This window comes from Corynebacterium sp. MSK032 (assembly GCF_030232065.1).
Classification (GTDB): Bacteria; Actinomycetota; Actinomycetes; order Mycobacteriales; family Mycobacteriaceae; genus Corynebacterium; species Corynebacterium jeikeium_D.
Map to the genome: position 1 here is coordinate 69535 of NZ_JASPJR010000009.1, position 20840 is coordinate 90374.

Here is a 20840-nt window from a genome sequence, read left to right on the forward strand (position 1 = left end):
AAGTTGGTCGAGCCGTATCGCGACCGTGCGCTGGTCGTACGCCGCTACGACCTCGGCGAAGCCGACCGCATCATCGTCCTTTTCACCCGCGACCACGGCCTAGTCCGCGGTGTCGCCAAAGGCGTGCGCCGCGCGAAGAGCCGCTTCGGCTCCCGCCTCTCACCATTCGTCGACGTGGATGTCAACATCTACCCACGCCGAGGACTGTCCACTATCGCAGGCGCAGATACCGTGCGCACGTGGGCAGCACCGCTTGTCGACGACTATGCGCGCTACACCTGTGCGTGTGCAGTCCTGGACGTCGCCGAACGCATTGTCGGCGAGGAGCAAGTGCCGGCTCCCGAATTGTGGGATCTCACCACCCAATCGCTCGACGACGTTGCGGCCGGTCGCCATCGCCCCGATTTGTTGCTGACCTCCTACATCCTGCGAGCAATGGCGCAGGCAGGTTGGCAGCCAAGCCTCTTTGAATGCGCAGGCTGCGGCAAAGCCGGCCCTCACCACGCGTTTTCTCCCGCACTGGGCGGAGCAGTGTGCACCAACTGCAGGCCACCGGGTGCAGATACTCCGCCGACCGAGGTTCTGCATCTGATGTGGCAGCTTGCTCATGAGCAATGGGCGGGCATCGATACGTCGTCAAGCGAATTCGAGGGACGAATGGCGACGGCGCGTACCCTAACGGCGAAGTACCTGCAGTACTACCTGGGCCGCCGGGTGCCGGCGCTGGAACATGTGGATGCTTTTTGGCAGTAAACGTCAGCGGTGGGGCACAATAGGAAGCGTGTTGAATCCTCCTGTACCGCAGCAATTCGTGCCCAATCACATCGCGCTCGTGATGGACGGCAATGGTAGATGGGCCGAACAGCGTGGGCTCAAACGCACCGAGGGGCACAAGCGTGGTGAGGCCGTGCTGATGGAGTGCGTCGATGCTTGTTTGGAGATGGGCGTCAAGCACCTGTCGGCTTACGCATTTTCCACTGAGAATTGGCGTCGTTCGGTCGATGAGGTCCGATTCCTCATGGGCTTTAATCGCGATGTGCTGCGTCGACGTCGTGATGAGCTGGATTCGAAGAACGTTCGCGTGCGTTGGGCAGGGCGTCGTCCGCGACTGTGGCGCTCGGTGATTAAGGAACTTGAGATTGCCGAGGAACAGACGAAGGACAATGACGCGCTAACTCTGTATATGTGCGTCAACTACGGTGGTCGCGCTGAAATTGTTGATGCTGCTAGAGAGATTGCTCGTCAGGCAGCAGCGGGGGAGCTCAGCGAATATGACTTGACCGAGAAGTCTTTCGCACAGTTCCTGGATGAGCCGACTATGCCGGATGTTGATCTGTTCTTGCGTCCGTCGGGCGAGCAGCGCACGTCCAACTTCTTGATCTGGCAGTCCGCCTATGCGGAGATGGTCTATCAAGACAAGCTTTTCCCGGATTTCGGTCGGGATGACATGCGCGCCGCAGTGGTGGAGTACGCAAAGCGCGACCGTAGGTTCGGCAAGGCCTAGAGCCGATATTTTTTTAGGGGGGGGGAGGGAGCCCGGGCTACTTCTTCTGGCAGTCCCTGCACAGGCCGAAGACCTCAGCAGTGTGCCCGGTCAGATTAAAACCGTGCTCCTCCGCAAGGCTGTGCGCCCACTGCTCGACAGGGCCGCCGGCGACTTCAACGGTGCTGCCGCAATCGGTGCAGACCAGGTGATGATGGTGGTGGTCACCGCACAGCCGGTACAGAGCCTCTCCGGAGGCATTGTGCAGAACATCGACAATGTCCATTTCTGCAAGGGACTGGAGCGTCCGATAGACCGTCGTCAAGCCGACCTTGTCCCCACGTTCCGTCAGCGACTTATGAATGTCAGCAGCGGAGCGAAAATTAGGGGCCTCACTCATAATCGACACGACGGCGCGGCGTTGGCGAGTACTGCGCTGGCCGATGCGGGTTGCGGCCGGCCGCGCGGAGGCTTGTGTTCCGGTGCTAGCGGGGGAGCCCGTACCACGTGGGTTTTCGCCAGAACTAACTTCGTGCATATCTTCGCCAGCCATGTAACCGACACTACCCGGTATCGGTTGGACAAGATGCGCTAGAGTATAGGGGAACTTTTAACTGGCCTGTTGGGGTCAGTACATTTTGCTTTTCATTATGTCGTTCGCCGCACGGAACGGGCTGAATTGTGTGCCCGGAAAAGGCGTGTGGTGTGCGATGCGAAGCCATTTATAAGGAGTGGTCTAGACCGTGGCACCTAAGTCAGTTGTCGATACCGTCGCCAACCTGTGTAAGCGCAGGGGGTTCGTTTACCCGTGTGGTGAAATTTACGGCGGTACCCGCTCGGCATGGGATTACGGTCCCCTGGGTGTGGAGCTGAAGGAAAACATCAAGCGCCAGTGGTGGAAGACCTTCGTCACCGGTCGTAAGGATGTCGTCGGCCTGGATTCCTCCATTATCCTGCCGCGCCAGGTCTGGGAAGCTTCCGGCCACGTCGCTACCTTTACCGACCCGCTGGTGGAGTCCCTGCACACCCACAAGCGTTACCGCGCCGACCACCTGCTGGAGGCCTACGAGGCCAAGCACGGTCACCCGCCGGCCAATGGTTTGGCAGACGTTCCGGACCCGGAGACCGGTCAGCCGGGCAACTGGACCGAGCCGCAGATGTTCTCCGGTCTGATGAAGACCTTCCTCGGCCCGGTCGACAATGAGCAGGGCCTGCACTACATGCGCCCGGAGACCGCTCAGGGTATCTTCGTAAACTTCAAGAACGTTATGACCACGGCTCGTATGAAGCCACCGTTCGGTATCGGCCAGACCGGTAAGGCATTCCGTAACGAGATCACCCCGGGCAACTTCATCTTCCGTACCCGCGAGTTCGAGCAGATGGAGATCGAGTACTTCGTCGCACCGAACGAGGCGGAAGAGAAGTTCGATGAGTGGGTCGACGCCTGCTGGAACTGGTTCATTGACCTGGGCGTTAACCCGGAGAACATGCGTCAGTTCGACGTTCCGAAGGACGAGCGCGCTCACTACTCTGCACGCACAATCGACTTCGAGTACCGTTTCCACTTCCAGGGCAACGAGTGGGGCGAGCTGATGGGTGTCGCCAACCGTACGGACTACGACCTCGGCTGCCACATCGAGCACTCCAAGGAAGACCTGCGTTACCACGACCAGGTCACCGGCGAAAAGTACGTTCCGTACGTCATTGAGCCGTCCTTCGGTCTGACCCGCGCCCTGATGGCCTTCCTGTGTGATGCCTACACCGAGGAAGAGGTGCCGAACGCAAAGGGCGGCACCGACACCCGTACTGTGCTGAAGCTGGACCCGCGTCTGTCGCCGGTTAAGGTTGCTGTTTTGCCGCTGTCGAAGAAGGACACCCTGACTCCGACTGCTGAGGCTGTCGCCGACAAGCTGCGCCAGTACTGGGCCGTCGATTACGACACCTCCGGTGCTATCGGCCGTCGTTACCGTCGCCAGGATGAGATCGGTACTCCGTTCTGTGTCACCGTTGACTTCGATACTCTCGAGGACAACGCTGTGACCGTCCGTGACCGCGACACCATGGAGCAGGAGCGCGTCAAGATTGACGAGCTGGAAGGCTACCTCGCAGCTCGCCTGGTGGGCTGCTAATGGCCGAAGAAGTTTTTTGGGAATCCTATAGTCTCGGCGACGGTTCTCGGGAAAAATCCGAGCAAACCTGGCCGATTCTGAAGGAAAGCACCGAAGTCGGCACGTACATCCGTGATGAGCAGGGCGATCGCCTCAACACCCCGGAAGGGGAGTGGGTCATTGATGCCTCTGCTAATCACCGTGTTTCCGCCACGCTTCCCGACGGCCGCGTGTTCTCGACCGTTGCTGCTGACCGTGACAAGATTTCGCGAGCCAAGCAGCTTTCAGTGACCTTTGGGCCGGAGCGTCCTGAAGGCAAGCTGGTGTGCGAGGGATCGACGAACTACGTCATCGAGAATGCGAAGACCGGCGAGAAGTGGGGCCAGTTTACCGGTGCGTCCCGTGGCGTGCGCCACGCAGAGGTGCAGTTCGACACCGATGAGGGCCGTGCGCTGCCGGAAGAGGAGAAGATCTTCCTGGTCTACAGTGCTCGTCGAGTGCTGGAGTCCCGCATGGTTTCCTCTACCTGGATTCTCACTGTCTGCTTGCTCTTGCTGATTGCCTATATGATTTGGGTGTGGATCGTGTAGCAACTATTGCAGACGGCGTCGTTTACGACGAGTACAAAAAGACCCTGTCCGACGGCTGGAGCTGTCAGGTCGGGGTCTTTCGTGCTTTCTGGATCACCTCGCCACAAGGGCGTGGCTGGCAGGTGAAAGCCCGCTTTTTTAGCACGAACGCGCTAGTGATGACGAATCCGGATGAGGGGGATTCTTTCGTCCTAAACAGAGAAGGACGGGGAATTCGCACGGTCTTCGACATCGAACGGCCAGGCTATGAGCTCGCCCGAATCGTCAGAGAGGACAGCCTAGGCCGAGGGGTATTTGGTGTCTATGCCCAGAAAGGAGACTTCCGGGGGAGTTTCGAAGACTGGCTGATTGCCGCCGCTCTGGCGACGTGGTCTGTGGATGGACCACGCCAGATGCGAATTTAGGCGGGAATCTAGAAGCCCATTGTGCTGCCGGAGCCGCCTGGTCGGCTCGAACCTCCGCCGAAACCGCCGAATCCGCCGATACTGCCACCAAAGCCGCTGTTGTTGCTGAGCATGCTGCCTAGCACCATGCCGGCGACCATCGAACCGTTGCTGCCGCCACCGCGGCGCTGATCCTGGTAGCGGCGGATGTCACGGCGGGCCAAGTCAGCGGCCTCAGCCGCGAGCTTGCGCGCACGACGTGCGTAGGCCAAAGCCTTTCGCGGATCGTCGTTGGCGAAGCCCTGAGCAGAGCCGTAAGCACGCTGCGCCTCTGCGAGGCGAGTGCGAGCCTCAGCGCCAACCACACGGCGGCGGGTAGCAATTAAGTCAGCCGCGGCGCGAATGTGATTGTCGGCATCCTGCATGCTGTGCTGCAAAGTAGCGGTAGCGCGGGCGAACGACGCGGCCTTATCTCGAGCGGAGTCGAGGGCTTCGTCGAGCAGCTCATCGGCATCGGTCAGTGCGGTCCAGGAACTCAGTGGATCCACTTCGGACTTATTGGCTGCCACACCGAGTGCTTCGCGGCCTGCTTCGATGGCTGCATTGAGACGCTCGCGGTTGATGTTGGCGCCTTGCGGTGCCGACATCAGGTGCGAGGCCTCATCGATTTCACCCCGGACCTCGGCGATAAGGGAAGCCAGCCCCGCGACTGCAGCGTGAATATCGCTATCGGCGTGTTCAATGGCCTCCAGAAGACTCTCTGCCTGTGTGAGCGCAAAGTCGGTGGCCGACAGTGCATCAATCAGACCACCTTGCTCACCGGCGGGTAGGTCCGCGATGCGGCGGGCCTCAGTCATTGACTGGTCAGCCTGATTCAGGTGCTCCGTGGCCATGTCGATATTGTCGGTCACAGAGCTGAGCATCTGCTCTTCGTAACGTGCGCGCAGACCGTCGAGAATTTCGCCGGCACGCGGCATACGTGAGCGCAGCTCGACGCTTCGCTGAGTGAGCTTTGAAATGGTCGCTTCAGCATTCATTAACTCCTGGCGGAGTTTCTGGAAGTTTGCGGCCTCGCCGTCGAGCTGGTCATCCGCAACACCACAGGTGGAGATAATCTCCAGCAGGACACTGCGGCGCTCGATTTCGTCGGACACGGAGCCGTCGTCAAGCTGTTGGCGAAGTGCAAACGCACGCTCGAGCGTGGACTGAGAGTGCTTCAGTGCGTTGTCGAAGCTGCGGATGCGTTCGGTGCCGAACTCAGCGCGGGCGAGGTCGAGCTCGGTGCGGGCTTTGCGAATGGACTCATCGGTACTGACAATCTCATCGTGCGCAAGAACATCGAGTGAGCTGGTGCTCAGCGAGTCCAGCGAAGAGACATCCTTGGGGTCGATGTTGCGGCCACGAGCGATCTCCTCCTCATCGCGCTTCTTCTTATTGCGGCGGCCCACGGCCCAGGTGGCGCCACCGACAACGGCGGCACCACCGAGGCCGGCGCCGAGTGCCCACCCACCGGCGGAGCCGCTGCCACCGCCTGCCTCGGCGATGGCAGCTTCACCCGCAGCTGCCCAGTTGTCATCCTCTAACAACTGCCCTTGAGCTGCTCTGTTGATGGCCTCCGCGTTGCGGGGGAAGGAGTCTCCGACGAAAGCGCCGAGGTTTCGGTCTTCCACGGCGACGACCAGGACACCGCGGTTGTCGGCAGCTCCGAGGTGCTCCCAGGCCTGCTGCGCCCACTGTTCGCCCTGAATGCCGTCGAAGCTCTTGATGTAAAACACCGAGAACAGGAGTCGCTTCTCTGTCTTGAGCTGCTGAATCTGCTCCTTCAGACGAGCTTCATCGCCGCCGCTCAGCACACCTGCGAGATCAGCCACCTCGCCCGACACATCCGCCGGTGCCTCGGCGTGCGCCAGGGATGCTGACGGTGCGAGTGCCAGCAGCGAAGCAGGTGCGTGAACCGGTGGCTGTGCCGGTAGTGCGGCAGTAATTAGCGGCATGCTCAGGCCGAGAAAAGCACCCGATGCGGCAAGGTAAAGGGGGCGAAACACGCGATTCCTGTCAGACATATCTACAAGGATACGTAACAATAATTACGTGGCCGGTAAATTTTCGTATTCATCTTTTGAACTCGCTCGTATTGTCGAGGAGTCTCCGAAGCAGTCATTGCTGCCCGGGGTGCAGTCCTTGGAATCTCACCGGGCGGCGTTTGCGCGAGATCGCGCCCGCGTTTTGCACTCCGCAGCGCTGCGCAGACTGGCTGACAAAACCCAGGTCGTGGGGCCAGGAGAGGGTGATACTCCGCGCACGCGCCTGACTCACTCGCTGGAGGTCGCGCAGATTTCCCGTGGAATCGCCAGCGAGTTGGGTGCAGATGAGGATCTCGCAGAGCTGGCCGGCCTGACCCATGACATCGGGCATCCGCCGTATGGCCACAACGGCGAGCGCGCCCTCAACGAGATTGCCGCTGGTTGCGGCGGGTTCGAGGGCAACGCGCAGACGCTGCGTATTCTCACTCGCCTCGAGCCGAAGGTGCTCGATGGTACAGGTGAGCCCTGTGGACTCAATCTCACTCGGGCGGCGCTCGATGCGGCTTGTAAGTACCCGTGGACACCAATCGGTCCCGATGGTCAGCTCCGCCACAAGTACGGGGCCTACCAGGAAGATGCTGCGATCCTGCAGTGGATTCGCCAGGGCGTTCCGCACGGCAAGCAGTGTCTTGAGGCGCAGATCATGGACTGGTCTGACGATGTCGCCTATTCCGTCCACGATGTCGAGGATGGCATCGTCTCTGGCCGCGTTGACCTGGGTGTTCTGTGGGACACGGTGGAACTGGCCGCGCTCGCTGACAAGGGCGCTGCCGCATTTGGTGGCGATCCAGCGGAGCTCGTCGAGGCTGCCGGGCGTCTTGCCAGCTTGCCGGTGGTATCAGCTGCGGCGTCCTATGATGGTTCGCTGCGCTCGCTGGTCGCGCTGAAACGGATGACCTCGGAGCTGGTCGGCCGTTTCGTCACGGCTTCCGTCGCGGGTACGCGTGCTGCCTCCGGGTCGACGCTTCCGCTCGGGCGTTACGACGCGGACCTCGCCGTGCCCAGCTCGATTCTGGCGGAGGTCACCATGCTGAAGACCATCGCCGTGCTGTATGTGATGGATCTTCCGCGTCATATTCGCCGTCAGGAGCGTGAACGCGATCGTCTTTTCCGGGTGGCCGAGTATCTGCAGGAAGGTGCTCCAGGGACGCTTGATCCGATGTTCCAGTGGCTCTATTCCCGGGCGGAGAGTGACCAAGCGCGGCTGCGGGTTATCGTTGATCAGCTAGCGTCGATGACGGAATCGCGTGTAGAGCGGCTTGATCGCCAGATTGCTGGTGTGGCTGCGGCGTGGGGGTAGTTGTCTACTCCTCCGCGTCAGGAATTTCGCAGAAGCTCTCGTAGTGGTCGTCGGTGTAGTACCAGACATCCGGATCGTTTTCGGAACCGCCGCCGACAACGATGCGGCGTGCACCGCGGCTGGAATTGCCCGGGGTGGTCACGGTGTATTCGCGGTAGTAGTCACCGCGCTCCTTCGGCAGGCGTCCCTCGTAGTTGCCGAAGTGCTTGCCGTCGTGCTGCGAATAGATGTGGTCCTGGTCGGTCAGGATGCGGTCGATAACATCGTCGGCCTCCTGCGGCAGGGTATCTACTGCGCAGGTGGCACCCTTTGTGCCGGCCTTGTTGCTGCCCAAGTTGGGGCCAGGTTTAGGGCCTGGTTTCGCGCTGGAGGCAGTGGAATCCTGCGACCCCTGTGAGTTCTCGGATGCCGTAGAGTTCTGGTCTCCGCCATCGAGCCCGAAATAACTACCAGCCAGCACCAGGGCGGCAGCGCCTACACCGCTCGCAATCTTCTTCCACTCAGCCATGGCTAGTATCTTTCCATATCTGTCGCCGCCGGCACGCTTTTGGGTTGAGCGCGGGCGGCTCGTCGGCAAGCGAAACCTCTACGGCGGAGTCGATTGGACGGGTTGGGTAAGGTTATTTTCATGGCTAGGGGAAGAATTCCGGACTCCGACATCGCGGCAATCCGCGAACGGACTCCGATTGAGGAGATCGTTGCAGAATACGTGAACCTCAAACCGGCTGGCGCGGATTCTCTGAAAGGGCTATCGCCTTTTAAAGACGAGCGCACGCCGTCGTTCCACGTACGCCCCAATCATGGCTACTACCACTGCTTTTCCACCGGCAAGGGCGGTGATGTATTCAGCTTCCTCATGGAGATGGAACACCTGTCTTTCCCGGAGGCTGTCGAAGCCTGTGCGGAGAAAATTGGCTTCCACATTAACTATGAGGGCGGCGGCACGGGCCGTCGCGAGGAACCGGGAACTCGCCAGCGTCTCATCGCCGCAAACCGCGAGGCACAGAAGTTCTACCGCGAACAGTTCTCCACTCCAGCGGCAGCGCCCGCGCGCGAGTTTCTGGAAAACCGCGGCTTCACCGCCGAGCACGCGGCCCAGTTCGGCTGTGGCTACTCGCCGGCCGGCTGGGACACTCTAACCAAGCACCTGCAGCGCCTGGGCTTTAGCTTCGAGGAGTTGGACAAGGCGGGTCTTTCCAAGATGGGGCGCATGGGGCCGATCGATCGTTTTCACCGTCGTCTCATGTGGCCGATCCGCAATATGTCCGGCGATGTCATCGGTTTTGGTGCCCGCAAGCTTTTCGACGATGACAATCTGGGCAAGTACATGAACACGCCCGAGACCATGCTGTACAAGAAGTCCAAGGTCCTTTTCGGCTTGGATCTGGCAAAGAAGGACATTGCCACTGGTCATCAGGCTGTAATCGTGGAGGGCTACACTGACGTCATGGCCATGCACGCCTCAGGCGTGACCACGGCCGTCGCGTCCTGCGGTACCGCTTTCGGCGAGGAACACCTCCAGCTGCTGCGCCGTCTCATGCTCGACGACAACTTCTTCCGCGGCGAACTCATCTACACCTTCGACGGCGACGAGGCAGGACAGAAGGCCGCCATGCGCGCCTTCGAGGGGGAGCAGAACTTCACCGGCCAGTCCTACGTCGCGGTCGCGCCGGACGGCATGGATCCGTGCGATCTGCGCCAGAAGAAGGGCGAGGCCGCAGTGCGCGATCTCGTTGCTTCACGACGGCCATTGATCGAATTTGTCCTCCGCACACTTCTGGCCGACTATGACCTGACCACCGCTAATGGCAGGGTCTCCGGGCTGCGCCGAGTGGTGCCTGTCCTGGCCCAGCTCAAGGACGCGGCGCTGCGCGATGAGTATGCCCGCGAAGTTGCCGGCTGGATTGGCTGGAATGATGAAGCCGAGCTTGTGCAGCGCGTCCGCGAGGAGGCCAGTCGGCCACAGAATGAAAAGCGCACTCCCTACCAGCGTCGCCAAGAAGAGGCCCGGGCCCGTGAAGAGGCGGAGGAAGCGCGGCGCCGGCGCAACCCGGCACTGCCGTATCCAAACCCGCGGGACCCTGTGCTTTATGCGCAGCGTGAGGCCCTCAAGCTGGCAATTCAAGAGCCCGCTACCACCGGCCCGGTATTCGATGCGCTCGCACCTGAGACCTTTGGGCATCCGACATACCGAGCGGTATTCGACGCCATCATGGCTGCCGGGGGCGCCTGTGGGGAGGCGGCCACACAGCCACATAGCTGGGCGACCGCAATTATGGATCAGGCGCGGGAGGACGTCGTCAAGCATCTCGTGACTGAGCTGGGCGTGGAGCAAATCGCCGTCGATGCAGAGACGCTGCGCCCGTATGCGCAGGCGATTCTGGCGCGGTTGCAGGAGGTGTGGGTCGGTGACCAAATTGCACAGCTGAAGGCGATGCTCTCGCGAATGCGGCCCTCAGATGACGAAACCGCCTACAACTCGCTGTTCGCGGACCTGCTCGCGATGGAGCAGTACCGCCGCGAACTGCAAGCAGAGGCGGTCAAGGTCGTGTTTGAGTAGCTAGCGACTAGTAGGGCGGCTAGTAGCCGCGGCGAATCCACTCTTCCAAGTGCGGAGCCTCGCGGCCAATCGTCGTGTGATCGCCATGACCCGTGCGGACAGTCGTTTCCGCAGGCAGAGTCAGCAGGTTGTCGCGGATGGAGTTAATAATCGTGTCGAAATCCGAGTAGGATCGACCGGTCGCTCCAGGACCGCCGGAAAACAGCGTGTCACCCGAGAACAGCTCCGCGGCCTCCGGCACGTACAGACAGCACGAGCCAGGGGAGTGGCCCGGAGTGTTAATAATGACAACCTCCATGCCCGCAATCTCCAGGCGCTGACCGTGTGCGAGGTCCTCGTGCGCCAGGTTCGGCCAGGACTGCTCCCACAGCATCTGGTCGCCCGGGTGGACCAGCAGGGGAGCGTCGAGCTTTTCCTGCAGCTCAGGTGCCACAGTGATGTGGTCGTTGTGTGCGTGGGTGCACACGATGGCCTTTACCTTGCGGCCATCCACCGCATCAATAATCGGCTGCGCCTCATGCGCCGCATCGATGACAATGACCTCACGGTCATCGCCGAGCACCCATACGTTGTTGTCTACGTCCCACGTGCCACCGTCGAGCGAGAACGTGCCCGACGTGAGAACGTGGTCGACCCTCAAATCCTTGTTCACAGCGTCACCACCGATCGCAGTACCTTACCGGCCTTCATAGTTTCGAAAGCCTCATCAACATCCTCAATGCCAATGCGCTCCGTTACGAAGCCCTCCAACGGCAGGCGGTTTTGCAACGACAGATCTACCAGCATCGGGAAGTCCCGCTCCGGCAGGCAGTCGCCGTACCAGGACGACTTCAGCGCACCACCGCGGCTAAACACATCCGCCAGCGGGATGTCCAGCTCCATCGTCGGCGCCGGAACACCGACCAGCACAACACGTCCAGCCAGGTCACGGGCGTAGAACGCCTGCTTGTAAGTTTCCGGACGGCCGACCGCATCAATCACGACGTCAGCACCGAAACCGTCGGTCAGCTCACGCACTCGCTTAACGACGGGATCCTCTTCCCCGGTGCCCTTATCGCTCTTAGCCAGCTCCGCAGAGTTAATGGTCTCGGTCGCGCCGAATTCGCGGGCGGTATCCAACTTCTCGTCCGAGATGTCGATGGCAATAATCTTGCTAGCGCCGGCCAGCTTGGCACCGGCGATAGCGGCCGTACCAACGCCACCGCAGCCGATGACGGCTACCGATTCACCGCGCTTGACCTCGCCGGTGTTAATAGCCGCACCGATGCCGGCCATGACACCGCAGCCCAGCAGGCCCGCAACGGCCGGATCGGCTGCCGAATCGACCTTGGTGCACTGGCCCTCGTGGACGAGGGTGGCATCCGCAAAAGCGCCGATTCCCAGTGCTGGGGTGAGGACGGTGCCGTCGGCAAGCGTCATGGGCTTGGAGGCGTTGAAAGTGCTAAAGCAGTACTGTGGCTCACCGCGCTTGCAGGCGCGGCACTCGCCACAGACGGCGCGCCAATTGAGGACAACGAAATCGCCGACGGCAACATGCGTGACCTCTTCGCCAATCTCGGAGACCACGCCTGCGGCCTCGTGGCCGAGGAAGAACGGGTACTCGTCGGTGATATCGCCGTCGCGGTAAGCCAGGTCTGTATGGCAGACGCCGCAGGCCTGGATGTCGACAATGACATCGTTCGGGCCCGGGGACGGGATGTGGATATCAGTAAGTTCTACAGGTGCGCCTTTTTCGCGGGCGATAACGCCGCGCACAACGCGTGCGGTTTGCTCGGTGTTTTCGGTTCCGTTGGTTTGTTCAGACATAAGCCCCATCATATGAACGCGGTATGAAAAGTGCATGATGGAAAGCGTTTTCAGTACTGGTAGGAGCTTTGTGGGCGCTGTGTGAGGTTGCGTGGATTGTGTGGATTGCACGGATTGTGTGGATTGCGTGGATCATGTGGATTGCACGGATTGTGTGGTTTCAAGAACTCACAACAATGTCATGGCCGATGGGTATGAGATGCCTAAATTAACCTTTGACCTGGCGATTTGTGAGTTTCAGGGGGTCTGGGTAAAGTATCTATCCGTCGCAAGGAACGGCGTGGCCGAAGTATGGGTTAGCTGGTTCTTGGCGGTGAGTATTCCTCCATAGCTCAATGGCAGAGCATTCGACTGTTAATCGAAGGGTTGCTGGTTCGAGTCCAGCTGGAGGAGCCATTAAGCCAGGTCAGAGGGTTTTTCTCTGGCCTGGTTTTTCGTTTAAGAAGACGAAGAAGACAAAAAACAGACAGAAAATAATCCAAGCCCTAGGAAAGTCGGAAAAGTGTAACGCTGTCTCGGCGTGCTCTAATCCATATGCTCGATTATTCTAAAGATGTCTCAAAGGTTGTTCTTGCTAGCCGAACAATATTGGGCAAAGACCTCACTGGCTACCGGTGACGCTTACCTCCCTCGCGTCACGGCAGTGAGGTTTTACTTTTATCCAATACAGGATGTTGAGAGAAATTTTCCTAGCGGATGGACTTCGTGCACTCGTGGGGCTTACCCTCGTTGACCTGCGCAAAACCCCTGTTCGCAAATCGATTCTAAGCGGTTAAATGACAGGAGCACGTACCCTAACACCCCTTAATCGCTTACAAGGCGTTCTAGCGCATCGCCCAAAATGGCCAATAGTTAGTCAGCTGGATCTACAGCACGTAAACCCACATACCGGCCACTTGCGCCATACCGAGCACGTTCCCGCTTCTCGTCCGCTTCGTCAGCTGCAGCGTACTGGATACGCAAACGGGCACGGTCTTCAGCCGTCGAACCAAACTTCGCAGTGCGAAGTCTAAGTTCTCCAGCAAGCTTTATCTCACCAGACCAGAACGCTCCGTGAATCGCGGCGGTGTCCATAAGTTCCGACCAGTCCGACGCGCGGAAACCTGCCGCTAATGGATCGCGTGACCAACGGCGCCACCACTCCAGGGTAATTTCCGGCCACGGCTCACCACCTGGCATCGCGTCCGGTAACGCGGGCTGGGGAACTGGATTGGCTTCAATCACGCGGGTTGGAAAAGGGTCTTTGTTTCGTCGTGCTCGTAAGTGAGCTGGCTTAGGAGGTCGACCACGGCCACCCATAAGAAATCACCTGTCCTTCATTGTGAAGCTGTCAAAAGTTGTTCTGATAAATCTCTGGCGCGTGTAACGCTCAATGCCAGCGCGTCGAGTACCGGCAGACTCGGCCACGGGGCGGAAAAAGACATGAAGACCACGGCCACTAACCGACCGTTCAACGAACAGAATCGGCTCCGTCATAGCGTTGACGTAATCGCTTGCCCACGGCGCCACGACGTCCCCGTCGAAGCAATTGTCAATGTCGATACATCCGAGACCGCTACCAAGCATGACTCCAAAGCCGTCTCCAGCCGTTGACGCCTGAACTTCAGCAAACGTCGACCAGGTTCCGGGATTAGTGGAAGACGCGGGAGATCCACACGGCATGATTGGTCGCTTGCCCTCAGCCCGAACCCAGCGGCGCTCACTGCGAAACTCACTCAATGGTTGCCGAGCTTTCCTAGCTCGATGAGCTCGCTGCCTACAGGTAGCCGAGCAGAACCTCGGCGTGATGCCACGGCGATTAGTGGCATCAAACTCCTGTCCACACTGCTCGCATATCACCTTCATGCCTCTAATCTTACCCTAAAATGTCACGACTTAATAGTGTGACCAGCAGAAATAGAGGGTAAAGAAAGAACGGTCACCACAGACAAGACAAACTCCCCAACCCACCAAAACACCCCAACCAACCCCCAAACACCCACCACAACACCACACAAACACCCAAAACCACCACAACAACCCGAAACGTGGAATTCGTACCCAGCCCTAGCGCCTACGCCTTGGGGGGCTTCGGCTGGCCGTGGGGTGGGGGATAGCTCCCAGGGTCTGCTTTGTCGGATGTTTGTCCGTGGATGCTGTTCCATGCTGGGTTGGTTTGTCCTGGCGCGGGTCTTGTGGTGGTGCCCCAGCGGGTTAGTGGTGCTGGGGCTTCAGGGGGGGGGGGCTTAGTTGTCTTCGAGTCGCTTCTTGATTTCCCACATGGTGAATGGCTTCAGGTTGCCGACTCGGATTAGTGGAGGGTTTTCTGAAGGTCGTGTGATATCGCGGGTGATTTGGGTTTTCAGGACATTCCAGTCGGCGGGGATGCCTAGGCGGTCTAGTAGGCCGTTGTGGGTCTCGAGGTGGGTCTTGTCTAGGGGTAGGCCGTCTCGGTCGAAGTCGGTGGTGTCCTTGTGGGCGGTGGCGATCAGGTAGGTGGGCTTGTACTTGAGTCGGCCATGATTGAAGACTAGGCCGTCAATGAACTTGTGGGCTTCACGGGCTGCTCGGATCTGGTTCAGCGTGCGTCGTGCGTGCTGTGTGTCTCCAAGTTCTCCGTCTTCACGCCAAAAGAAGTCCGTTCGCTTGTTCGTTTTTCCGTCTTGTCGTTCTTGGTCTTCGTTGTTGATTGTTCCAATCACTGTGAAGAAGTCCATTCCGAAGATGCCTTGCTTTGGTGTGATCTCTCCTAGGAATAGGTCAATCGTCTTCTTCAGTTCTTTGCCTTCGACGAACTCTTGGTAAGTCTTCAGCTCCTTTGGTGTTGCTACTGCTGCGACTGTTGAAGGATCAGGGTCGGCGGTGCCCCACTTGTCGGCCACCTGCTGCGCTACGTTGTTGTAGTGGTGCCAGTGGGCTTGCACGTCAGCGAGTGCTTGGTCGACGCCACCGTCGTTCTTCCATTCGGTTGCGACCTGGTAGACGGCTTGCTCGGTCTGTCGCAGGCCGTCTTCCATGTAGCTGATGACGCCTTGGTGCTTGTTGTAGGCTTCAGCTTCTTTGGTGAGTGTCTGGAGGTCGAGGGCACGGTTAGAGGTAAGAAGGTCAGTGGCGGCCGTGGGGAGGTTGTAGGTCTCGGCCAGGGTGCTCTTCAGTGCCTGGATGCGGTCAAGGAGCCGGGTTAGCGGCTCGAGGGTGGTGTCGGTGGCTCCGGCGTTGTGGGCGGCGGTAACGAATCGCCTTATCTCCATTGGCTGCATTAGTGCTTCCTTTCCATGTAGTTGAGAAGTTGTTGCTTGCTCCAGACCCACACCCCGGCTCGCTTGATAGCCCCGGTATCCTTGGCTAGGCGTCGTGCTTGCCGTGTTGATACTCCGAGTAGTTGGGCTGCTTGCCGGGTGCTGATTGGGTCTGTGACTACTCGTGGGTAGTGTCGCAAAGGTGCTTGTGGTCGGACGTCCGTGTGTCCGGCTAAGGCCAGGGCTCCGATGTCGGAGATGATCTGGTCATGGGTGGGGGTTAGTCGGTATCCGTTGCGGCGCATCGTGTGCTTGCCGTGCTGCAGGAGTTCGTAGGCGGCTCTGAGTTCGGCGGGGTCAGAGAGAATGACACCACTGGTTAGTTTCATGCTGCCGTCCCCTTGTGGCGTGTAGGTTCGTCAATCCACATTCCTGCCCAGATTCCTTGCCGGTGGTCTTTGGGGAGTGTTCCTGCCGTGGTTGTGCATTCTGTGAGGACAGGGCATTGACGGCAGATTGAGCGGGCTTGGTGGTGGCGGGCTTCGCGCTGCTCCTTCGATTCGCCGTTGACGTCGCTGTCGAACAATGGTGAGTATCCAGCGCATGCGGCTCCGGCTAGTGATGCGTCACGGATAGGCAGGAGTCTTTTGGGGAGCTGTTTGGCGGACGGGAACTTATTCACAGTTGGTATCTCCCCGCTCTTCGAGAATGTCCGCGATCCCGTTCGTGAGTTTCACGGCATTGGCCGGGGGGGGGACTGATATGGCGGTCTTGGCTCCCAGGAACTGAATGAAAATGTTGCCGGGGCGCTTAAGGTCTGGCTTGACGAGCACCTGCAGACGCTCGCCATTGACGCGGTGAGCGGTGACTCGGAATTGGCTCATTGTTAGAAGATTCCTATCTTTAGCGTGTGAATATCTGTGGCGAGTTAAAGTGCTCAGGAACCGGTTCCCGTAGTTCGCGCTGGTCATAAGGTTTTTGGTCGGTTCCGTACCGGTTCACAAATGGTTCGCGGTTCCCGAAAAGCACTGTTTTTCAGTTTCTAGGCGGCCGTCTTCACGAACTGCCGAAAATCATTGATAGGTTTAACCCCAACGAGGTAGCGGCGGCGTGGAGCGTCCTTGTCGTAATTCCCGTTCTCATCCAGATTGGTGTTCTTGTATTGAATTTCCGGGTAGGCGGCGGTGAGATCTTGCGCCAGGGACTCACGGTTCTTGCTTGCGCGGCCTTCAGCTTCAGCCCACGTATGGTAGTGCTTCAGAACCTTCGACATCTCCATGAAGTCGGACGCCTTGCCGGTGACCTCAAAGCAATTGCCCTCGTCGACGAACACCTGCAGCGGGTTCGACAGCTCGCTGAAGGTGGTCTCAAAGTCGGCGCCACTTGCCGGTTCGGTGAACGTGCCCTGTTTCTGAAGCTGCTCGTAACCGGCCAGAGCCCAGTTGAAGATTCCCGGCAGCTCGGCCGTGAGCTTGTCCTTTAGATGCGGATCTTGCTCGTCCGGCTTGAAGGTGCGAATCATCTTGATAGTCAGGAACCTGGTTTGAATGGCGCCACTGGAGTCCGGCAGACGTGGCACCTCATTGGAGACCAGCACAAGACGAGTGTTTAGTCGGCCGGTCCAGTAGTCCCGGTTTTTCCGGTTGACCGAAACAGTGTCGTTTGCGACTAGGTTCAGGAGTCGCTCGGTGGCCATGCTGTTAACCTTCGCGTTCCCGCGCGCGTCCTCCAGCACGGTGACGGACTTGCCGATGAGTGAGGACAGCCCAAAATCGCTTGCCAGGTCGCGCAGCGTCGTGGTGGCAACATTGTCTGTTCCGACGAGCTGCTGGAGCATGTAGGAGATCGTGCCCTTGCCGCCGCGCTTAGCGCCGATGAGCGCAAGGAGCTTGTGGCGCGTCGTGTCACCTGTGACCAGGACACCGGCGTACTGCTGAAGTGCTTCGATGCCTGCAGGGTCGTGACCAAGAACTTCGTTTAGGAACTTCGTCCAGCGGGGACATTCTGCGTTCTTGTCGTAGGCGAATGGCAGTGACCATGTGGTGAACAGGCTCGGGTCGTGGTCTTCGAGCTGTTTGGTCTCGAGATTCAGCAACCCGTTTTCCGTAGCGATCATGGAGGTTTCTGGAGTGTTCCTGGTTCCTTCCATGCGGAACGGTGGGGTAGCAGTATCGTCTCGCTCGGTCAGAATTGCCAGCGGTTCGAGAACATCTGTGACCTTCGCGCGGTTTGGTGACCAGTGAGCCGGTAGTCCCTTGCCGTTGATGTAGATGCACTGCTCCAGTCGTTCATAGACCGGTCGGCGGACTCCTAGTTTGTTGGTGTACTCCTGCCAGCAGGTGCCGGTGTAGCGCCAGAATGCGCCACGCCAGTACACAAGAAGCGGCTGTTCTCCTGGTGCCGTGAAGCAATCAAAGATAAGGCTTCGTGCCACGCTCATAGGCTGCGTTGGTGCCGGGTAGACATTCCAGTTCTCCGGCTCTTCGAGCAGTCCTTCCTTGATTCGTTCCACAACATTCATGGAGTTGAAAGTGTTGGTCATGCTGCGACCTCCCCGGCAGCTCGGCGGGCGCTATTAATCGTCCGCATGATCTCCGGCTCCGGCAGGCCAGCGCACGCGGCGGCCGAAGCTAATTCTTCGTCAATGTTCAAACCGCGCCGGAATGCAATAAATGCGGATCTGTTCAGTGCATCATTGCGGGTTCCTGGCGCGGCGTTTGCTACGTCCTGGATTAGTTCAGCTGCTCGTCCTTCCTTGTCGATTAATGGTGTTGGTATGCGTGCCGGTCGTGCCGGTGGCCGGAAAACTGCGCGGTGTAGATGCGCCGGCAGTACCGGAAGATTCTCTGGAAGTTGGAACTCTTGCACCACGTATTCGCGGCCAGTTTTCGGGTGGATACTGCCTGGCATAACCAGGTAGCCCCTCCTGGTTTTTATGTCGATGCCTTCTCCGGCGGTTTTGTTCACGGCGGACTTATGTGGCAGTTGGAACCACACGTGCAGGCCACCCGATCCGGTGCGTGTGATAAAAGTCTTCGGCAGGCTCTTACCTCGGTTGAGGTTGCGCCATGTTGTATCACCACCGTGGCGGGGGTCGATGTCGAGCACGACAACGTTTGCGGCGGGTCGGGCTCCAATGTTGGCGCTTGGCCAGCGTGTCCACCATGATTCAATCTGTGATTGGTCGGCGGTGGCGTCCTTGTGTCCGTGGCGGGTTAGTGGTGCTTTTCCTTTGAGGGGAAATACTTCAAATCCCCAACTAGCCCACGTCGCGGCATCTGCGTATTGCTGTGACAAAACGCAATCCTCCTAGTATCGAAAATCTCCAATTGCGTCACACTGTTTCCTTGCTTTCTCCAAGCGAGCTCGGGTATTAAATTGTTCAGCCAGCCATAGTTGGAAAACTCCTTGTGGGGTTTCCGCTCCCGGTCGGAGAATCGAACTCCGTCAATGAACCGTTCCGGGATGCCGTGATGTTTCGTCACGGACTTTTGTCACACCTGCGTTTTAGGCCGCTATTGGGGTAGGGCGGTGGTGTGGAAAATCGCTGCAATCTAGGCGCTCCAGGAGGTCTGTCATGTCGAAGACGAGTTCCTTGTCGGCCTGCTCGAGCAGCTGGTCGCAAATAATGGAGGTCACTTTTTGACCTCCCAACGGTCGGCCATGTCGAGCGCCATATCTGCCGGAATGAGGAACTTCGGCCAGTGGCCTTTCATCTCTTTTTCGAGTTGCTTCATGTCCCGGCAAGCTGGGCAAGGGTAGTACTCGACGGACAGCGGTACGCCGTTGCTATCAACCTTCACGGGAGTTACCCACTGGCGGGCAATGAAGTGGCCACATGCGGCGTGGTCGCCTGCCTCGGTCCGGCGGACGATGCTGTGAGCAGCTCGGCGGCGTGGCCTTTTCGATTTAACATCCGCGCGTTGCTCGGAATTGTGTTCGAATTTTGTGGTATTCTGGTTTTGCATCGGTTAAGACTCCTAGTTCTGATGCGTCCTGGCTTCGGAATGAGAACGGCGCCTTGCAGATCCGGTACTGTAGGGCGCTTTTCTTATGCCTACCCTTCCAAGGCGGCTTCGGCCTGCTGAATGAAAAACTCCAGATCCTCCCACACTGGATCTACAGCGCTAATTGCGCTAAGAACTCGGCTACGCAGCGGATAGTCCTGATTGAAGCTAGAAGCGTTAACCACGTCCCAATGTTCCGGGTACGCGTAGGTGCTTGCCCCAAAACTTGTCATGGCTTCGGCAACCTCCTTCAGTGCCTGGATATCGTCACGTGAGAGCGGCGCCTTTGGAAGGGTGGTGTTGTAGTCATTTAGCCACTCTGCAATGTCCTTTTTGGCGAACTCTTCAGCCGTGAGGTTCTTGCAGCGCATGAAATGAACAAAGTCTTCAGCCATGGCGCGGTCAGTGAACCCGCAGGCTTGCCCCTCGATGTTTACCTCGTATCGGTAAACGGCGAAGTCGTACTCGGTGAAGTGCGAGAACTGATGGGTCAGGGAAATGTCCACAAGCTTCTTCATTGTGTTGGCTCCTTAGTTGTCGCGCTGCTCGGCTGCAGCTAGGAATTCGGCATAGGCGACACGGAAATCAAGAAGGGCTCCGGCCACCTTTTCGTCAGAGTTGGGGTTTAGACCAGCTTCGGCGGCCTTCAGAACCGCAAGCCCAAGGGTGTATCCACAATCACGCTGAAACTGTGCAAGTTCCTGTAAATCGGGCTGATGTGACATGGCTTCTCCTTAAGCTGCCTTGGGAAAACGTGGTGTGGCGATCAAGGTCAAGGTTGTTTCCAGAGGTTCGGAACCGTAGGGAGTTATCTCGGAAACGGTTCCCTGGATAATCACCCGAACCTCTCCAGTCGGGTCGGTGTCCACACTTTCGACCGTGAAGTCACGACGTGATCCATTGGCGTGATTCCAGAAATTCACGGTTCCGTCGACGAGTTCCTGCAATGTCCGGTTTGAGCCGGTTTCGACCACAAGCGGCTTCGAGTGCTTAACCGAGTGTGTTCCGGTAATTCGGTGTGAAGACGTGTTGACGGTCGACAGGATGCTGTCGGGCTGCGGGGCACTGTCCTTGTCGGGAATTTCCCCGTTAATCATTCGCAGGTCTATGACGTCGACCAGGGAACTACGGATGTTGTAGTAGTCATCCCGGCTGATGTTGGTGGGGTTGATTGGCTGGCCGTCGACTTCGGAGTCTTTGCGGCTGATTGCCAGGTGGGTGAGGTGGCGGACTGGTTCTAGTGCGGCGCCGGTTGCGTCCGCAATGTCCTTGGCAAGTCCTTCGTATGTTAGTGGCATCGG

Annotated in this window: 25 protein-coding genes and 1 tRNA gene; 8 read left to right on the top strand and 18 right to left on the bottom strand. The window is 58.8% G+C overall.

Annotated features, from left to right (window positions below):
* Positions 1-3: 3 nt before the first annotated feature.
* Positions 4-753 (top strand): DNA repair protein RecO, encoded by a 750-nt coding sequence (gene recO, locus QP995_RS06615; RefSeq protein ID WP_016423113.1) that lies wholly within the window; start codon positions 4-6, stop codon positions 751-753.
* Positions 737-1504, top strand: a complete 768-nt coding sequence (locus QP995_RS06620; protein WP_049170724.1) for an isoprenyl transferase — start codon at positions 737-739, stop codon at positions 1502-1504. The genes recO and QP995_RS06620 overlap by 17 nt, the downstream gene beginning before the upstream one ends.
* Positions 1505-1541: 37 nt before the next feature.
* Here the strand turns inward: QP995_RS06620 and QP995_RS06625 are convergent, their stop codons facing one another.
* Positions 1542-2036: a Fur family transcriptional regulator gene (locus QP995_RS06625; protein WP_070607075.1), complete on the bottom strand. Its 495-nt coding sequence runs from the start codon at positions 2034-2036 to the stop codon at positions 1542-1544.
* Positions 2037-2226: 190 nt separating this feature from the next.
* On the opposite strand from QP995_RS06625, the gene QP995_RS06630 reads away from it, so the two are divergent.
* Genes QP995_RS06630 through QP995_RS06640 form a run of 3 tightly spaced genes read left to right on the top strand, consistent with a single transcriptional unit; the run spans position 2227 to position 4585 of the window.
* The gene (locus tag QP995_RS06630) at positions 2227-3612 is read left to right on the top strand and encodes a glycine--tRNA ligase (RefSeq protein ID WP_049189626.1); all 1386 of its coding nucleotides are present in this window, start codon (positions 2227-2229) and stop codon (positions 3610-3612) included.
* Positions 3612-4181, top strand: coding sequence for a hypothetical protein (locus tag QP995_RS06635; protein ID WP_049170730.1), 570 nt, complete (start codon positions 3612-3614; stop codon positions 4179-4181). The genes QP995_RS06630 and QP995_RS06635 overlap by 1 nt, the downstream gene beginning before the upstream one ends.
* On the top strand, positions 4169-4585 hold the full coding sequence (locus QP995_RS06640) for a hypothetical protein (protein ID WP_284853042.1): 417 nt from the start codon (positions 4169-4171) through the stop codon (positions 4583-4585). Before QP995_RS06635 ends, QP995_RS06640 begins: the two co-directional genes overlap by 13 nt.
* Before the next feature lie 8 nt (positions 4586-4593).
* Here QP995_RS06640 and QP995_RS06645 read toward each other — a convergent pair whose 3' ends face one another.
* A complete protein-coding gene (locus QP995_RS06645) occupies positions 4594-6627 on the bottom strand; it encodes a TPM domain-containing protein (RefSeq protein WP_284853043.1) in 2034 nt (677 codons plus the stop codon).
* Positions 6628-6655: 28 nt separating this feature from the next.
* Here QP995_RS06645 and QP995_RS06650 point away from each other — a divergent pair, with 28 nt between their 5' ends.
* A complete protein-coding gene (locus tag QP995_RS06650; protein ID WP_016423106.1) occupies positions 6656-7948 on the top strand; it encodes a deoxyguanosinetriphosphate triphosphohydrolase in 1293 nt (430 codons plus the stop codon).
* 4 nt (positions 7949-7952) lie between these two features.
* On the opposite strand, the gene QP995_RS06655 is transcribed toward QP995_RS06650, so the two are convergent.
* A complete protein-coding gene (locus QP995_RS06655) occupies positions 7953-8456 on the bottom strand; it encodes a guanyl-specific ribonuclease (protein WP_070438686.1) in 504 nt (167 codons plus the stop codon).
* A 120-nt stretch (positions 8457-8576) separates the two neighbouring features.
* Here QP995_RS06655 and dnaG point away from each other — a divergent pair, with 120 nt between their 5' ends.
* Complete coding sequence (dnaG, locus tag QP995_RS06660) at positions 8577-10508, top strand: DNA primase (RefSeq protein ID WP_080971472.1); 1932 nt, start codon at positions 8577-8579, stop codon at positions 10506-10508.
* 19 nt (positions 10509-10527) lie between these two features.
* Here dnaG and QP995_RS06665 read toward each other — a convergent pair whose 3' ends face one another.
* Both QP995_RS06665 and QP995_RS06670 read right to left on the bottom strand, forming a co-directional pair.
* A complete protein-coding gene (locus QP995_RS06665) occupies positions 10528-11160 on the bottom strand; it encodes an MBL fold metallo-hydrolase (protein ID WP_049192878.1) in 633 nt (210 codons plus the stop codon).
* A complete protein-coding gene (locus QP995_RS06670; RefSeq protein ID WP_049170748.1) occupies positions 11157-12314 on the bottom strand; it encodes an S-(hydroxymethyl)mycothiol dehydrogenase in 1158 nt (385 codons plus the stop codon). Before QP995_RS06670 ends, QP995_RS06665 begins: the two co-directional genes overlap by 4 nt.
* A 321-nt stretch (positions 12315-12635) precedes the next feature.
* On the opposite strand from QP995_RS06670, the gene QP995_RS06675 reads away from it, so the two are divergent.
* Positions 12636-12710, top strand: a tRNA-Asn gene (locus QP995_RS06675).
* 456 nt (positions 12711-13166) lie between these two features.
* Here the strand turns inward: QP995_RS06675 and QP995_RS06680 are convergent.
* From QP995_RS06680 to QP995_RS06735, 13 genes are all read right to left on the bottom strand, one after another.
* Positions 13167-13613 (bottom strand): phage terminase small subunit, encoded by a 447-nt coding sequence (locus tag QP995_RS06680; RefSeq protein WP_070827313.1) that lies wholly within the window; start codon positions 13611-13613, stop codon positions 13167-13169.
* Between the two features lie 6 nt (positions 13614-13619).
* Complete coding sequence (locus tag QP995_RS06685) at positions 13620-14033, bottom strand: hypothetical protein (RefSeq protein ID WP_083324582.1); 414 nt, start codon at positions 14031-14033, stop codon at positions 13620-13622.
* 506 nt (positions 14034-14539) lie between these two features.
* Positions 14540-15553 (bottom strand): hypothetical protein, encoded by a 1014-nt coding sequence (locus QP995_RS06690; protein WP_070827310.1) that lies wholly within the window; start codon positions 15551-15553, stop codon positions 14540-14542.
* Positions 15553-15921: a helix-turn-helix domain-containing protein gene (locus tag QP995_RS06695; RefSeq protein WP_070827308.1), complete on the bottom strand. Its 369-nt coding sequence runs from the start codon at positions 15919-15921 to the stop codon at positions 15553-15555. The genes QP995_RS06690 and QP995_RS06695 overlap by 1 nt, the downstream gene beginning before the upstream one ends.
* Positions 15918-16214 (bottom strand): WhiB family transcriptional regulator, encoded by a 297-nt coding sequence (locus QP995_RS10870; RefSeq protein ID WP_168168148.1) that lies wholly within the window; start codon positions 16212-16214, stop codon positions 15918-15920. The genes QP995_RS06695 and QP995_RS10870 overlap by 4 nt, the downstream gene beginning before the upstream one ends.
* Positions 16207-16416 (bottom strand): hypothetical protein, encoded by a 210-nt coding sequence (locus QP995_RS06700; RefSeq protein WP_284853044.1) that lies wholly within the window; start codon positions 16414-16416, stop codon positions 16207-16209. Before QP995_RS06700 ends, QP995_RS10870 begins: the two co-directional genes overlap by 8 nt.
* Positions 16417-16574: 158 nt before the next feature.
* Positions 16575-18074: a DNA primase family protein gene (locus QP995_RS06705; RefSeq protein WP_070827304.1), complete on the bottom strand. Its 1500-nt coding sequence runs from the start codon at positions 18072-18074 to the stop codon at positions 16575-16577.
* Positions 18071-18829 carry a bifunctional DNA primase/polymerase gene (locus QP995_RS06710; protein WP_070841111.1) on the bottom strand — a complete coding sequence of 253 codons (759 nt, stop codon included), beginning with the start codon at positions 18827-18829 and terminating at the stop codon, positions 18071-18073. The genes QP995_RS06705 and QP995_RS06710 overlap by 4 nt, the downstream gene beginning before the upstream one ends.
* 210 nt (positions 18830-19039) lie before the next feature.
* On the bottom strand, positions 19040-19171 hold the full coding sequence (locus QP995_RS06715) for a hypothetical protein (protein WP_256380924.1): 132 nt from the start codon (positions 19169-19171) through the stop codon (positions 19040-19042).
* Positions 19168-19500, bottom strand: a complete 333-nt coding sequence (locus QP995_RS06720) for a hypothetical protein (RefSeq protein ID WP_070827300.1) — start codon at positions 19498-19500, stop codon at positions 19168-19170. Before QP995_RS06720 ends, QP995_RS06715 begins: the two co-directional genes overlap by 4 nt.
* A gap of 89 nt (positions 19501-19589) precedes the next feature.
* Positions 19590-20057, bottom strand: coding sequence for a hypothetical protein (locus QP995_RS06725; RefSeq protein WP_070827298.1), 468 nt, complete (start codon positions 20055-20057; stop codon positions 19590-19592).
* 12 nt (positions 20058-20069) lie between these two features.
* Complete coding sequence (locus tag QP995_RS06730) at positions 20070-20264, bottom strand: hypothetical protein (RefSeq protein ID WP_070827296.1); 195 nt, start codon at positions 20262-20264, stop codon at positions 20070-20072.
* Between the two features lie 9 nt (positions 20265-20273).
* Positions 20274-20837, bottom strand: coding sequence for a hypothetical protein (locus tag QP995_RS06735; protein ID WP_070827295.1), 564 nt, complete (start codon positions 20835-20837; stop codon positions 20274-20276).
* Positions 20838-20840: the final 3 nt, after the last annotated feature.

Bases quoted from the DNA above. Each gene is read 5' to 3' on its own strand.
- QP995_RS06620 (WP_049170724.1), top strand. From the start codon at position 737: ATGCTTTTTGGCAGTAAACGTCAGCGGTGGGGCACAATAGGAAGCGTG.
- QP995_RS06625 (WP_070607075.1), bottom strand. From the start codon at position 2,036: ATGGCTGGCGAAGATATGCACGAAGTTAGTTCTGGCGAAAACCCACGT.
- QP995_RS06635 (WP_049170730.1), top strand. From the start codon at position 3,612: ATGGCCGAAGAAGTTTTTTGGGAATCCTATAGTCTCGGCGACGGTTCT.
- QP995_RS06645 (WP_284853043.1), bottom strand. From the start codon at position 6,627: ATGTCTGACAGGAATCGCGTGTTTCGCCCCCTTTACCTTGCCGCATCG.
- QP995_RS06655 (WP_070438686.1), bottom strand. From the start codon at position 8,456: ATGGCTGAGTGGAAGAAGATTGCGAGCGGTGTAGGCGCTGCCGCCCTG.
- dnaG (WP_080971472.1), top strand. From the start codon at position 8,577: ATGGCTAGGGGAAGAATTCCGGACTCCGACATCGCGGCAATCCGCGAA.
- QP995_RS06670 (WP_049170748.1), bottom strand. From the start codon at position 12,314: ATGTCTGAACAAACCAACGGAACCGAAAACACCGAGCAAACCGCACGC.
- QP995_RS06680 (WP_070827313.1), bottom strand. From the start codon at position 13,613: ATGGGTGGCCGTGGTCGACCTCCTAAGCCAGCTCACTTACGAGCACGA.
- QP995_RS06690 (WP_070827310.1), bottom strand. From the start codon at position 15,553: ATGCAGCCAATGGAGATAAGGCGATTCGTTACCGCCGCCCACAACGCC.
- QP995_RS06695 (WP_070827308.1), bottom strand. From the start codon at position 15,921: ATGAAACTAACCAGTGGTGTCATTCTCTCTGACCCCGCCGAACTCAGA.
- QP995_RS06700 (WP_284853044.1), bottom strand. From the start codon at position 16,416: ATGAGCCAATTCCGAGTCACCGCTCACCGCGTCAATGGCGAGCGTCTG.
- QP995_RS06705 (WP_070827304.1), bottom strand. From the start codon at position 18,074: ATGACCAACACTTTCAACTCCATGAATGTTGTGGAACGAATCAAGGAA.
- QP995_RS06720 (WP_070827300.1), bottom strand. From the start codon at position 19,500: ATGCAAAACCAGAATACCACAAAATTCGAACACAATTCCGAGCAACGC.
- QP995_RS06725 (WP_070827298.1), bottom strand. From the start codon at position 20,057: ATGAAGAAGCTTGTGGACATTTCCCTGACCCATCAGTTCTCGCACTTC.
- QP995_RS06730 (WP_070827296.1), bottom strand. From the start codon at position 20,264: ATGTCACATCAGCCCGATTTACAGGAACTTGCACAGTTTCAGCGTGAT.
- QP995_RS06735 (WP_070827295.1), bottom strand. From the start codon at position 20,837: ATGCCACTAACATACGAAGGACTTGCCAAGGACATTGCGGACGCAACC.